This window comes from Pantoea sp. SM3640 (genome assembly GCF_015654165.1).
GTDB classification, from domain to species: Bacteria; Pseudomonadota; Gammaproteobacteria; order Enterobacterales; family Enterobacteriaceae; genus Pantoea; species Pantoea vagans.
Genome location: NZ_CP064872.1, coordinates 3,197,397 through 3,210,656 on the forward strand (window position 1 = coordinate 3,197,397; position 13,260 = coordinate 3,210,656).

Sequence of the window (13,260 nt, forward strand, 5' to 3'; positions counted from 1 at the left end):
TTACCCTTTCTGTTTAGCCTGTTTGCCGTTGGGGCTGAAAAAGCCCTCCAGCACCACCAGTGCGGCACCAATACAGATGCCGCAGTCAGCGATATTAAATGTAGCGAAGTGCCAGTTACCGACATAGAAATCGATAAAATCGACCACAAAGCCATGATATGAGCGATCGAACAGATTGCCGATCGCGCCGCCGATAATCAGGGCATACGCGATGTTAGCGATCTTCTGGCTGGCCTGATTGCGATACATCATCACCATCAGTGAGATCACGATAGCCAGTGCGATGCCCGCAAAGAACCAGCGCTGCCAGCCACCTTTGTCTGCAAGGAAACTGAACGCCGCGCCATAGTTGTGCGCGTAGAACAGATTCAGATAAGGCATCAGCGGCTGTGTTTCATGCAGCATCATGTTGTTCATCACCCACTGCTTACTGGCAAAGTCCACAACAATCACCACCAGTACCAGCCAGAGCCAGCGCAATCCGGTTGATAAAATAGGTTTACGCATCAGGCAAATTCACGCTGTTCGCCGTCACCGGCTACGTTAGTGTAACAACGACCACAGACCTCAGCATGCTCAGGATTCTGTCCGACATCGGTAGTGTAATGCCAGCAGCGCTGACATTTCTCGCCTTGCGCCTTGTGCAGCGCGATTTTCAGACCTTTCAGCCCTTCACTCTGCTGCGCTTCGTCGTTCGCCAGGGCGTAATCCGCCACCTGTGCGCCAGAGGTCAGCAGCACAAAGCGCAGTTCATTACCCAGCGCCTGCAGCTTAGCCGCCAGTTCCGGATCGGCATACAGCGTCACCGTCGCTTCCAGTGCACCACCGATACGTTTATCCGCACGCGCCTGCTCGATTACCTTGTTCACTTCGCCACGCACTTTCAGCAGCTCAGCCCAGTAGGCGTCATTCAGCGCTTCATCTTCCGCCAGGCCAAACAGACCCTGATACCACTCTTCGGTGAAGACATACTGCGCGCGTTCACCTGGCAGATAGCCCCAGATTTCATCCGCCGTAAAGGACATGATCGGTGCCATCCAGCGCACCAGCGCTTCGACGATATGCCACAGCGCGGTCTGGCAGCTGCGACGTGCCAGGCCATCGCCTTTCGCGGTGTACTGACGATCTTTGATGATGTCGAGATAGAAGCTGCCCATCTCAATTGAGCAGAACTGCATCAGACGCTGGATCACTTCGTGGAAATCGTAGTTCTCATAAGAGGCAACGATATCGGCCTGTGCTGCCTGTGCGCGACCCACTGCCCAGCGATCCACGACGACCATCTCTTCCGGTTTCACCAGATCGGTGGCCGGGTTGAAGCCGCTGAGGTTAGCCAGCAGGAAGCGTGCGGTGTTACGGATACGACGATAGGCATCGGCAGAACGCTTGAGGATCTCATCGGAAACCGCCATTTCGCCTGAGTAGTCGGTTGAGGCCACCCACAGACGCAGAATATCAGCGCCCAGCTTGTTCATCACATCCTGCGGCGCAACGGTGTTGCCGATCGACTTCGACATCTTACGGCCCTGACCATCCACGGTGAAACCGTGTGTCAGTACCTGACGATAAGGCGCTTTGCCCTTCATCGCTGTGGAGATCATCAGCGAGGACATAAACCAGCCGCGATGCTGATCGGAACCTTCCAGATAGAGGTCTGGTGCATGTCCGCCAAATTCCGGACGCGCATCCACCACGGAGAAGCTGGTAGAACCGGAGTCGAACCAGACATCCAGCGTATCCGGCACTTTGACGTAATGATCGGCATCGTCGCCCATCAGTTCGCGCGGGTCGAGATCCCACCAGGCCTGAATGCCTTCCTGCTCAACGCGCTGCGCCACTTTTTCCATCAGCGCCAGCGTGTCCGGGTGCAGCTCTTCACTCTCTTTATGAACGAACAGCGCCATTGGCACGCCCCACGTACGCTGACGGGAGATACACCAGTCAGGACGGTTCGCCACCATCGATTCGATACGCGCCTGGCCCCAGTCAGGGATCCACTGCACGCCTTTGATCTCTTTCAGCGACTGCGCACGCAGTCCTTTCTGATCCATGCTGATGAACCACTGCGGCGTGGCGCGGAAGATGATCGGCGTTTTGTGGCGCCAGCAGTGCGGGTAGCTGTGCAGCAGTTTCTCAACGTGCAGCAGCGCGCCTTTCTCTTTCAGCAGCTCAACGATCATGTCGTTAGCTTTGAAGACGTTAATCCCATCCAGCGTCGGATAGGTGCCTGGCAGGTAGCTGCCATCCGGTCCGACCGGATTCGCCGTTTCGATGCCATATTTCTGACCGATGACGTAGTCATCCGGACCGTGGCCGGGTGCGGTGTGAACTGCACCCGTACCCGCGTCCAGCGTCACGTGATCGCCCAGCACCACCAGCGACTCAATCGCCAGGAACGGGTGCTGGAATTTCTGCAGTTCCAGCGCAGCGCCTTTGCATTCGCCCAGTACCTGCCATTCACTGACACCGGCGCGTTTCATGACGCTCTCAACCAGCTCTTTCGCCAGGATCAGGGCGCGTCCCTCGATCTGGATCAGCTGGTATTCAAATTCAGGATGCAGAGAGATGGCGCGGTTAGCCGGTAATGTCCACGGCGTCGTTGTCCAGATCACCAGTGAGATTGGGCCATTGACCTGTGCTACGCCAAATGCCTGACGCACCGCGTCGGCATCGATAGCGTTGAACATCACATCAATTGACGGTGACGTTTTGTCGTAATACTCGACTTCCGCTTCTGCAAGAGCAGAACGGCAATCCAGGCACCAGTGCACCGGCTTCGCGCCTTTATGCAGGTGGCCGTTGCCGATGATTTTACCCAGCGCACGGATGATGTTAGCTTCGGTGCCGAAATCCATGGTCAGGTAAGGACGATCCCAGTCGCCCAGCACGCCCAGACGGATAAAGTCTGCCTTCTGGCCTTCAACCTGTTCAGCGGCATATTTGCGGCACGCGGCACGGAATTCAGCGGCGCTGACTTTCTCGCCTGGCTTGCCGATCATCTGCTCAACTTTGTGTTCGATTGGCAGACCGTGACAGTCCCAGCCCGGCACATACGGCGAGTCATAACCCGCCATGCCTTTCGACTTGACGATAATGTCTTTCAGAATCTTGTTAACAGAGTGACCAATATGAATGCTGCCGTTCGCATACGGAGGGCCATCATGCAGGATAAAGGTTTTTTTCCCTTTTTTGGCTTCGCGGATAATGCCGTACAGGTTGTCGGCATACCAGCGTTGCAACATTCCCGGTTCGCGTTTGGCCAGATCGCCACGCATCGGGAATCCCGTTTCCGGCAAATTCAGGGTAGATTTATAGTCACTCATCAGATTCTCGATTCCGTTTTTCGCTCAGGTTAAAGCAGCCCAAAGAACTGCCGGGCCGTTACCACATCGTTCGCAATTTGTTCTTTCAACGCCTCCAGTGAGGCAAAGCGCTGCTCGTTTCGTATTTTCTGTTTCAGCACCACATCAATGTGACGACCATAGAGATCCATATTGATGTCGAGCAGGTGAACTTCAAGCTGCTGGCGTAAACCTTTTACGGTCGGACGGGTGCCGATATTGGCAACACCCGGCAGTGGCTCGGGCGTCAGCCCCTGGACCTCCACCGCATAAACTCCTTTCACCGGCGAGACGCTGCGGCGTAAAGGAAGGTTCGCAGTGGGGAAACCCAGCGTGCGTCCCAGTGCATCACCGTGCACGACGCGGCCGGAAATGGTGAAAGGATGACCTAACAGCGACTGCGCCAGCGCTAAATCATCTGCGGCCAGTGCCTGACGCACGGCGGTGCTGCTGATTCGCTTCCCGCCGTCACAGAAGGTTTCGGTGCTCACGACCTCAAAACCATACTCCGCACCGGCTTTCTGTAATAACAGGAAATCCCCCTGGCGACCAGCGCCGAAGCGGAAATCATCGCCTACTGCGAGGTACTTTACGTCCAGCTTGTCGACCAGCAGGTCACTGATAAAACGCTGGGCGGACAGGGCTGCGAAGCGACGGTCAAACCGCACACACAGCACTTTATCGACGCCGGCTTCCGCCATATAGCGCAGTTTTTCACGCAGGCGCGTCAGGCGTGCCGGGGCTTTATCACCGGCAAACAGCTCCAGCGGCTGTGGCTCAAACACCATGACCACGACCGGCAGATTACGCTTACGCCCCTCTTCACACAGACGGGACATCAGCGCCTGATGCCCGCGGTGTACGCCATCGAAATTACCAATGGTCAGAACGCAGCCGCGATGCTGCTCGTTAAGATTATGAATACCGCGGATAAACTTCATGGCTGGCCCAAACCGGTGGAAATCGGCGGATTATACCCTTGAAAGCGACTCAGGTTAACCCGTCAGCACGCCTTTCATGCTTTAGGTGCTGCATTTCCTGTTGCAGATGCGCATGTTAAGAATTTTGTCGCGAAATACTGTATTCAGCGAGGGGAAGCTGGTAGAATCTTGCGCCATCAAATACGTAACCGAGTGCTGCTCATAGAGCGACGCTTATTTGCACAAATCCATTGACAAAATCAGGTTAGAAGGGCATAGTCCTCGGCCTTTGATTTGTCTCTATAGAACACATTTGGGAGTTGGACCTTGGCTAATATCAAATCAGCTAAGAAACGCGCCGTAACATCTGAGAAACGCCGCAAGCATAACGCTAGCCGCCGCTCAATGATGCGTACCTTCGTTAAGAAAGTATACGCGGCGATCGCTTCAGGCGACAAAGCTGCTGCGCAGAACGCATTCAATGAAATGCAACCACTCGTGGATCGTCAGGCCGCTAAAGGTCTGATCCACAAAAACAAAGCTGCACGTTATAAATCAAACCTGACTGCACAGATCAACAAACTGGCTTAATCGCCCGTTGTTAATCGCTTTGTTGAAAAAGCCGGCTTACGCCGGTTTTTTTTCGTCTGTACTCTGGCGGGGAAAGAGTCCGCTGAAGTCAGCGTGACAGAGACGCTGCACGGCCGGATGCTGAATCATTCGCTCCGCGAAGAGGATGTGATACTCCTCTGACACCGCATCAAGCCGGCCAACTTCATAACTTCCCTCCTGCTGATCCCTGTCCAGCGCTGCTGCTACAAAAAATGCATTCTGCCGCGCACCAAACGCCTTCATCAGGGCCGCATCATCAAACTCACCGAGAATCTCCACCTGCAGCCCCTGGGTCGTAATCCAGTTGAGGATTTTGCGCCCCAGCATCGAGCGGCGACCCGGAATCAGCAGGGGATGCGTCTCAAGGCAGGCCGGAAAAGAGAGATCGGTGATCGGCTGCGCGGACCAGAAGCTGATCGGGCACTCCCCCAGCTTCACCGAAAACAGCCCTTCCTGCTGGGTCGGATCGATGGAGCAGTCAGAGATAATCATATCCAGCTTATGCTGACTGAGCTGCTCCAGCAGCATCTCGTGGGTCGACTCGAAACAGCGCAGGTGAATCTTCTCCCCGGCAGCCACTGCGGTCTCCAGCACCTTACTGACCAGTTGCTTAGAGAGCGCATCTGCCACGCCAACATCCAGCAGCAGATGGGACTCTTTGCGGTAGTTAACGATATCCAGCATCTCCTGACCCAGCATAAACATGCGGTCAGCGTAGCGGAACACCAGTTGCCCCAGTTCTGTCGGCACCAGCCCCCTCCCCTGACGCCGGAACAGCTTGCCCTGCAGGCGCTCTTCAAGCGCCTTAATCTGTCCGGTAATGGTCTGTGGCGTCAGCGAGAGGGCCTCTGCAGCACCCGCAATCGACCCCGCGCGGCAGGCGTGCCAGAAGTAATAGAGGTGATTGTAATTAATGTGCGCCATAGGCTGCCCTACGCCGCACGCTGCTTCAGACGCCAGCCAAGGATCACATAGCCCAGCACCGCCGACAGAATCGAGCCTGACAGAATCCCCAGCTTCGCCAGCGTCATCAGTTCAGCACTGATGTCGCCATAGGCCAGCGAGGCGATAAATATCGACATGGTAAAGCCAATACCGCACAGCACCCCTACCGCCGCAATATCTTTAATGTGCGTATTTTCCGGCAGCCTGGCTATGCGGGTTTTGTCTGCCAGCCAGCAGAACAGCGTGATGCCCAGAGGCTTACCAATCAGCAGCCCGGCGATGATGCCCAGCGGCAGCAGCGAGAAGAGGCTGCCGAACGAAACGCCCGTCAGTGACACACCCGCATTGGCAAAGGCAAACAGTGGCAGGATCACCCAGCGCACCCAGGGATGCAGCGCATGCTCAAGATGAATCGCCGGAGAGTGGCCCTCTTTCTTCGCCAGCGGAATCAGGAAGCCGACCACGACACCCGCCAGCGTCGCATGAACACCCGACTTCAGTACCGCCACCCACAGCACCAGCCCCACCAGCAGATAGAGACCGGTGTTGCGAACGTTAAGCAGGTTCATCAGCGCCAGCACGGCAATGGCAGCGGCGGCAACGCCCAGCGAGGCCATCGAAAGGTGATGCGTGTAGAACAGCGCGATAATTACGATAGCCCCGAGATCGTCGATAATCGCCAGCGCCATCAGGAAGATTTTCAGAGCAGGCGGCACGCGGCTTCCCAGCAGTGCCAGGATGCCCAGCGCAAAGGCAATATCGGTGGCGGTCGGGATCGCCCAGCCGCTACGGGTGGTGGCATCGGCACCGTTAAACAGCAGAAAAATGATCGCCGGGGCGATCATGCCACCCAGCGCCGCAATCAGTGGGAACAGCGCCTGTTCACGTTTAGCCAGCGCACCCATCACCAGTTCGCGTTTGACCTCCAGTCCCACCATCAGGAAAAATAGCGCCATCAGCGCATCGTTAATCCACAGCAGCAGGTCTTTGCTGATATCGAGCGCACCAAAGCGAAACTCCACCGGAATCGCCAGCAGATCGCGATAGCCCTGCTGCGTCGCTCCGCTATTGGCCAGCATCATCGCCAGCGCAGCCGCAATAATCAGCACCACACCGCCGGTAGCGTCGCTTTCCAGTATTTTTTTTAGTCTGATATTCACACGCGTTGTCCTTAATCCAGAGGTCAATCAAAGGCCCTAAGAATAGCGGTAACAACAGCTCGAAAAAAACAGTTTATTTGGCGGGAATCATTCGGAAATAGCGAATTGAGAAGTGCAGGCAAAAAAAAGCCAGCGGCTGAGCGCTGGCTTTCAGAGTGGATGAACTTAACGGGTTAAGTCATCGAAGAACTTTTTCACGCCGTCGAAGAAGCTCTTGGAGCGCGGGCTGTTATGCTCGCCGCTTGGGCCGCCAAAACTCTCTTCCAGTTCACGCAACAGCGTTTTCTGTTTCTCATTCAGGCTGACCGGTGTTTCCACCACGACACGGCATAACAAGTCGCCGACTGCGCCGCCACGTACCGATTTGACGCCACGTCCACGCATGCGGAACAGCTTGCCGGTCTGGGTTTCTGACGGCACTTTCAGCTTCACGCGACCATCCAGTGTCGGCACTTCAATCTCGCCGCCCAGCGCCGCCATCGCAAAGTTGATCGGCACTTCGCAGTAGAGATTGTTCTCTTCACGCTCGAAGATCGGGTGTTTCTTCACCGATACCTGAACGTAAAGATCGCCGGCTGGTGCGCCCTGCTCGCCCGCTTCGCCTTCGCCACTCAGACGAATGCGATCGCCGGTGTCGACCCCTGCCGGGATTTTCACTGACAGCGTTTTCGATTTCTCGACGCGGCCGTGACCATGACAGGCGTTGCACGGGTCTTTAATCACCGAGCCGCGACCATGACAGGTCGGACAGGCCTGCTGGACAGTGAAGAAGCCCTGGCGCATCTGCACCTGGCCTGCACCGTGACAGGTTGAACAGGTTTGTGGCTGCGTTCCCGCTTTCGCACCGCTGCCGTGGCAGACATCACACTCTTCCAGGGTTGGAATGCGGATCTCTTTGGTCACGCCGCGTACCGCTTCTTCCAGCGACAGCTCCATGTTGTAGCGTAAATCGGCGCCACGGGAGGCGCGCTGACGGCGTCCACCACCAAAGATGTCACCGAATACGTCGCCAAAGATATCGCTGAAGTCTGCACCGCCGCCACCAAAGCCGCCGCCGCCGAATCCACCGCCACCCATGCCGCCCTGTTCAAAGGCTGCATGACCATACTGATCGTAGGCCGCACGCTTCTGCGCATCGGTCAGGATTTCGTAGGCTTCCTTGACCTCTTTGAATTTAGCTTCGGCTTCTTTGTCACCGGGATTGCGGTCCGGGTGGAATTTCATTGCCAGGCGTTTGTAAGCCTTTTTGATTTCACGCTCGTCCGCGGATTTGGCGACGCCTAAAATCTCGTAGTAATCACTCTTCGCCATGTTTTTTTAGCCCTTAACATGATCGCACGGGCGTGGAGAGATCTCCTACGCCCGTGCTGGTTTCAACGGCTGTCAGGCCAACCGTCGCGCCCGGTCAGGGGCAATTATTTCTTGTTGTCTTTCACTTCTTCGAATTCAGCATCGACAACGTCGTCATCTTTCTTCGCTGACGCGTCACCGGCATCTGCTGCACCCGCCTGAGACTGCTGTGCTGCTTCCATCAGTTTGCCGGACACTTCCATCAGCGCCTGCATTTTGGCGTCGATTTCCGCTTTGTCTTCGCCTTTCAGCGCAGTTTCCAGCGCGGCCAGAGCGGCTTCGATTGGCGCTTTGTCATCAGCTGACAGTTTGTCGCCTGCTTCGTCCAGCTGCTTACGCGTGCTGTGGGCAATCTGGTCACCCTGGTTACGCGTCTGTACCAGCTCTTCGAACTTACGGTCAGATTCAGCATTCGCTTCTGCATCACGCACCATTTTCTGGATCTCTTCATCGCTCAGACCTGAAGAGGCTTTGATGGTGATCTTCTGCTCTTTACCGCTGTTCTTGTCTTTCGCCGATACATGCAGGATACCATCCGCATCGATGTCGAAGGTGACTTCGATCTGTGGCATACCGCGTGGCGCATTCTGGATACCGTCGAGGTTGAACTGGCCCAGTGACTTGTTGTCATTGGCGCGCTTACGCTCACCCTGCAGCACATGAATGGTCACGGCTGACTGGTTATCTTCAGCCGTCGAGAAGACCTGGCTGTGCTTGGTTGGGATAGTGGTGTTCTTGCTGATCAGCGAAGTCATCACGCCACCCATGGTTTCGATACCCAGTGACAGCGGGGTAACGTCCAGCAGCAGCACGTCTTTCACGTCGCCACCCAGTACACCACCCTGAACCGCAGCACCAACGGCAACGGCTTCGTCCGGGTTCACGTCTTTACGCGGCTCTTTACCGAAGAATTCGGTCACTTTCGCCTGAACCAGTGGCATACGGGTCTGACCACCCACCAGAATAACGTCGTTGATGTCTGATACAGACAAGCCTGCATCCTGCAGCGCAACTTTCAGTGGCGCGATTGAGCGTGCAACCAGATCTTCAACCAGTGACTCCAGTTTAGAGCGGGTCACTTTGATGTTCAGGTGCTTAGGACCAGTCGCATCTGCCGTGATGTATGGCAGGTTAACGTCGGTCTGCTGTGCAGAAGAAAGTTCGATTTTCGCTTTCTCTGCCGCTTCTTTCAGACGCTGCATCGCCAGTGGATCGTTGTGCAGATCAATGCCCTGGTCTTTCTTGAACTCAGCAACCAGATAGTTAATCAGGCGGCTGTCGAAGTCTTCACCACCCAGGTGGGTATCACCGTTGGTTGCCAGAACTTCAAAAGTTTTTTCGCCGTCAACTTCGTCGATCTCGATGATTGAGATATCGAAGGTACCGCCACCCAGGTCATAAACCGCGATGGTGCGGTTGCCCTGGCCTTTGTCCAGACCGTATGCCAGTGCTGCAGCAGTCGGTTCGTTAATGATACGTTTGACTTCCAGACCCGCGATACGGCCGGCATCTTTGGTCGCCTGACGCTGCGCATCGTTGAAGTAGGCCGGTACGGTAATAACCGCTTCGGTCACTGGCTCACCGAGGTAATCTTCGGCGGTCTTTTTCATTTTCTTCAGCACTTCAGCAGAGATCTGCGGTGGTGCCATTCTCTGGCCTTTCACTTCCAGCCAGGCGTCGCCGTTGTCAGCGCCGGTGATTTTGTATGGCATGATTTTAATATCACGCTGCACTTCTTCGTCCTGGAAACGACGACCGATCAGACGCTTGATTGCGAACAGGGTATTCTGCGGGTTGGTCACTGCCTGACGTTTAGCCGGTTGACCAACCAGAATTTCGCCATCCTGTGTATACGCAATAATTGAAGGCGTGGTGCGATCGCCCTCGGCATTTTCCAGCACACGTGCTTTAGTGCCATCCATGATCGCAACACAAGAGTTGGTTGTACCCAGGTCAATACCAATAATCTTACCCATCTAAACATCTCCCACTTAAATTCGTTGCCAATTTGGGTTGTGAACCTTTTATGTGGGCGGGTTGTTTGCATTCAACCTGCCAGCACATGCTTTTTTTCCAACGTTCACAACGCTCGATGACAAGTAGATGGGGCCGCTTCGATGCGCATCAAGGGCTAAACCAAAAAAAATTTTTCTACCTCTGGCCCTGCCGGGATCAAAGAACACGATTAACCCACTGAATATGATGCGTCGCCTTGCTCCTTTCTGTGAGCAGGCTGAAATCCTTTTATTTCATTAACGATCATCTTACTGCCGGGGAACTATGGCAAATTCAACGCTGGCTAATCCTGCCCCGCTGGGCTTAATGGGATTTGGCATGACAACCATTTTGCTAAACCTGCACAACGCGGGTCTGTTTGACATGGACGTGGCAATTTTAGCGATGGGAATTTTTTATGGCGGGATCGCGCAGGTGCTGGCCGGTCTGCTGGAATTTAAAAAGAACAACACCTTTGGGCTGACCGCCTTTACCTCTTACGGCATGTTCTGGTTAAGCTTTGTGGCGATCCTGCTGTTACCGCAGATGGGTCTGGCGAAAGCGCCTGACGAACGCTTCCTGGGTGCATGGCTGGGACTGTGGGGCATCTTCACGCTGTTTATGTTTATCGGCACGCTGAAAGGTACGCGGATGCTGCAGTTTGTCTTCGGCTCCCTCACCCTGCTATTTCTGCTGCTGGCCGTGGCTCACCTTATGCACCAGCCTTCGCTGGTCGTGTCTGCGGGTTGGGTCGGAATCATCTGTGGTGCCAGCGCCTGCTATCTGGCAATGGGTGAAGTGCTGAACGAAACCTTTGGCCGCACTCTTCTGCCGATTGGCGCAAAGGCACTTTAAGCCTGCTTCACGCCTGAAAAAGACGCGGAGCCTGGCTCCGCGTTTCCCTGCTACAACGTCTTAACGCCCTGCTGCAGGTCCGGCTCATAGCTGACATCACGCCGCAGCCAGATACCGGTCAGCAATCCCACCACCGCCAGTGCCATCACATACCAGCACGGTCCCATCACGGAGACATTCATCAGCAGCGACACAAAGATCGGGGTCAGCCCGCCAAAGATGGCATAGGAAAGGTTGTAGGAAAACGAGAGGCCGGTAAAACGCACCTCTGCCGGGAAGGCGCGCACCATCACAAAGGGCACGACGCCGACAATACCGACGCTCAGGCCCGCCATGCCATAGAGCAGAAAGAGTTGCTGAGGATAGAGGGCAGTCAGGTGATAGAACTGCCAGCTACAGAGTGCCAGCAGCAGGCTGCCGACACATAACGTTCGACTGGCACCAAAACGATCGACAGCGAGTCCGGCAACAATGCAGCCGATGCAGAGCATCACGGTGGCGATACTGTTGGCCTGCAGGGTCAGCGCGGGCGCGATGCTCAGCTGCTTTTGCAGCCAGACCGGCGACATCAGGATCACGACCACGATGCAGGCGGAGAGCAGCCAGGTCAGCAGCATGGAGATGACAATCGACTTTTTATGCTCCGCCAGCACGGTCTTCAGCGGCAGCGTTTCAGCCAGCGCTTTACGCTGCTGCATCTCAACAAAGACCGGCGTCTCATGCAGCCAGCGCCGCAGGTACATGGCGATCAGACCAAACACGCCACCGAGGAAGAATGGAATACGCCAGCCGCCGTCATGAATCGCCTGCTGCGACATCGAGGTATTAATCAGCGTCGCCACCAGCGAGCCCAGTAAAATGCCGATGGTCAACCCGGCCGTCAGCGTGCCACAGGCGATGCCGATACGTTTGTATGGCACGTGCTCAGCGACAAACACCCACGCGCCAGGCACTTCACCGCCAATCGCCGCGCCCTGCAACATCCGCATCAACAGCATCAGCAGTGGCGCAGCAATGCCAATCGTCTGCCAGGTGGGTAAAGCGCCCATCATCAGGGTTGGCAGCGCCATCAGCAGAATACTCAGGCTGAACATCTTTTTGCGCCCGAGTTTGTCGCCAAAATGCGCCATCACGATGCCACCCAGCGGGCGTGCCAGATAGCCTGCGGCAAAAATGGCAAACGTCTGCAGCTGACGCAGCCATTCCGGGATATCGGAGGGGAAGAAGAGCTCGCCAATCACGGTGGCGAAGAAGACAAAGATGATGAAGTCGTAAAATTCCAGCGCGCCGCCCAGCGCGGCCAGCGCCAGGGTTTTGTAATCCTTACCGGTCAGACGCTGCGTGTGAGTCGGATTCATAATAGTCCAGAGGCAAAAGAGACAAGGTTGTAAAGATACCCTTACTATATCGTCAATCTTTTGCCACACCAGCAGGACTATAGCTTATGCCTGAAATGCGGGATATTTAGTTATTTATCTCACGGATGGCGCTTTTAGGCCGAAATGCTGCTACCACGTCAGGATGCGTTTCAACATAAGGTCCTTCCAGCAACTGTAAACAATAAGGTACAGAAGCAAAGATACCGTGAACTTTTACCTTGCCCTGCTCATCTTTCAGCCCTTCCAGTGTCTCTTTGATCGACTTCGGCTGACCGGGCAGATTGAGGATAAGCGACTGTTTGCGGATTACCCCAACCTGACGCGACAGAATCGCGGTCGGCACGAACTGCAGGCTGATCTGACGCATCTGCTCACCAAAGCCGGGCATTTCCCGATCGGCCACGGCCAGGGTGGCATCGGGCGTGACATCGCGTCGGGCCGGACCGGTGCCGCCGGTGGTTAACACCAGATGGCAAAACCGTTCATCGACCAGCTCACAAATGGCGTGCTCAATCATCGGCTGCTCGTCGGGCACCAGCCGGGACTCAATCTCAAACGGGCTGCTGATTGCGCTGCCAAGCCAGCTCTCCAGCGCGGGGATCCCCTGATCCTGATAGATGCCGTTCGCGGCGCGATCGGAGACCGAGATCAGGCCAATGCGTAATGTATTCATGATGAGCTTCGCTGTGATTTACCGCGGTGC

Annotated in this window: 11 protein-coding genes; 2 read left to right on the forward strand and 9 right to left on the reverse strand. The window is 55.6% G+C overall.

Annotated features, from left to right (window positions below; genetic code table 11):
• The 3 genes from lspA to ribF are packed head-to-tail and all read right to left on the reverse strand — an operon-like array spanning nt 1 to nt 4,282.
• Entirely contained in the window at nt 1–507 is a 507-nt protein-coding gene (gene lspA, locus IV493_RS14940) for a signal peptidase II (RefSeq protein ID WP_013356726.1), read from the reverse strand.
• Complete coding sequence (gene ileS, locus IV493_RS14945) at nt 507–3,323, reverse strand: isoleucine--tRNA ligase (protein ID WP_195857363.1); 2,817 nt, start codon at nt 3,321–3,323, stop codon at nt 507–509. Before ileS ends, lspA begins: the two co-directional genes overlap by 1 nt.
• A 29-nt stretch (nt 3,324–3,352) precedes the next feature.
• Nucleotides 3,353–4,282 carry a bifunctional riboflavin kinase/FAD synthetase gene (ribF, locus tag IV493_RS14950; protein ID WP_013356724.1) on the reverse strand — a complete coding sequence of 310 codons (930 nt, stop codon included), beginning with the start codon at nt 4,280–4,282 and terminating at the stop codon, nt 3,353–3,355.
• Nucleotides 4,283–4,588: 306 nt separating this feature from the next.
• Between ribF and rpsT the strand changes: the two genes are divergently transcribed.
• Nucleotides 4,589–4,852, forward strand: coding sequence for a 30S ribosomal protein S20 (rpsT, locus tag IV493_RS14955; protein ID WP_008925553.1), 264 nt, complete (start codon nt 4,589–4,591; stop codon nt 4,850–4,852).
• Nucleotides 4,853–4,888: 36 nt separating this feature from the next.
• Here the strand turns inward: rpsT and nhaR are convergent, their stop codons facing one another.
• The 4 genes from nhaR to dnaK all read right to left on the reverse strand — a co-directional run bounded on the left by nhaR (nt 4,889) and on the right by dnaK (nt 10,304).
• Nucleotides 4,889–5,797, reverse strand: coding sequence for a transcriptional activator NhaR (gene nhaR / locus IV493_RS14960; protein WP_110331341.1), 909 nt, complete (start codon nt 5,795–5,797; stop codon nt 4,889–4,891).
• Between the two features lie 8 nt (nt 5,798–5,805).
• Nucleotides 5,806–6,978 (reverse strand): Na+/H+ antiporter NhaA, encoded by a 1,173-nt coding sequence (nhaA, locus tag IV493_RS14965; RefSeq protein WP_095706219.1) that lies wholly within the window; start codon nt 6,976–6,978, stop codon nt 5,806–5,808.
• Nucleotides 6,979–7,143: 165 nt separating this feature from the next.
• Complete coding sequence (dnaJ, locus tag IV493_RS14970; RefSeq protein WP_003854835.1) at nt 7,144–8,289, reverse strand: molecular chaperone DnaJ; 1,146 nt, start codon at nt 8,287–8,289, stop codon at nt 7,144–7,146.
• A gap of 104 nt (nt 8,290–8,393) precedes the next feature.
• Entirely contained in the window at nt 8,394–10,304 is a 1,911-nt protein-coding gene (dnaK, locus tag IV493_RS14975; RefSeq protein WP_013356720.1) for a molecular chaperone DnaK, read from the reverse strand.
• 304 nt (nt 10,305–10,608) lie between these two features.
• Here dnaK and satP point away from each other — a divergent pair, with 304 nt between their 5' ends.
• Nucleotides 10,609–11,178, forward strand: a complete 570-nt coding sequence (gene satP, locus IV493_RS14980) for an acetate uptake transporter (protein ID WP_195857364.1) — start codon at nt 10,609–10,611, stop codon at nt 11,176–11,178.
• Nucleotides 11,179–11,228: 50 nt separating this feature from the next.
• On the opposite strand, the gene IV493_RS14985 is transcribed toward satP, so the two are convergent.
• Together IV493_RS14985 and mog are read right to left on the reverse strand one after the other, a co-directional pair.
• Nucleotides 11,229–12,536: an MFS transporter gene (locus IV493_RS14985; RefSeq protein ID WP_195857365.1), complete on the reverse strand. Its 1,308-nt coding sequence runs from the start codon at nt 12,534–12,536 to the stop codon at nt 11,229–11,231.
• Nucleotides 12,537–12,642: 106 nt separating this feature from the next.
• Nucleotides 12,643–13,230, reverse strand: a complete 588-nt coding sequence (gene mog / locus IV493_RS14990) for a molybdopterin adenylyltransferase (protein WP_033731492.1) — start codon at nt 13,228–13,230, stop codon at nt 12,643–12,645.
• Between the last annotated feature and the right edge of the window lie 30 nt (nt 13,231–13,260).

Bases quoted from the DNA above. Each gene is read 5' to 3' on its own strand.
- lspA (WP_013356726.1), bottom strand. From the start codon at position 507: ATGCGTAAACCTATTTTATCAACCGGATTGCGCTGGCTCTGGCTGGTA.
- ileS (WP_195857363.1), bottom strand. From the start codon at position 3,323: ATGAGTGACTATAAATCTACCCTGAATTTGCCGGAAACGGGATTCCCG.
- ribF (WP_013356724.1), bottom strand. From the start codon at position 4,282: ATGAAGTTTATCCGCGGTATTCATAATCTTAACGAGCAGCATCGCGGC.
- nhaR (WP_110331341.1), bottom strand. From the start codon at position 5,797: ATGGCGCACATTAATTACAATCACCTCTATTACTTCTGGCACGCCTGC.
- dnaJ (WP_003854835.1), bottom strand. From the start codon at position 8,289: ATGGCGAAGAGTGATTACTACGAGATTTTAGGCGTCGCCAAATCCGCG.
- dnaK (WP_013356720.1), bottom strand. From the start codon at position 10,304: ATGGGTAAGATTATTGGTATTGACCTGGGTACAACCAACTCTTGTGTT.
- satP (WP_195857364.1), top strand. From the start codon at position 10,609: ATGGCAAATTCAACGCTGGCTAATCCTGCCCCGCTGGGCTTAATGGGA.
- IV493_RS14985 (WP_195857365.1), bottom strand. From the start codon at position 12,536: ATGAATCCGACTCACACGCAGCGTCTGACCGGTAAGGATTACAAAACC.
- mog (WP_033731492.1), bottom strand. From the start codon at position 13,230: ATGAATACATTACGCATTGGCCTGATCTCGGTCTCCGATCGCGCCGCG.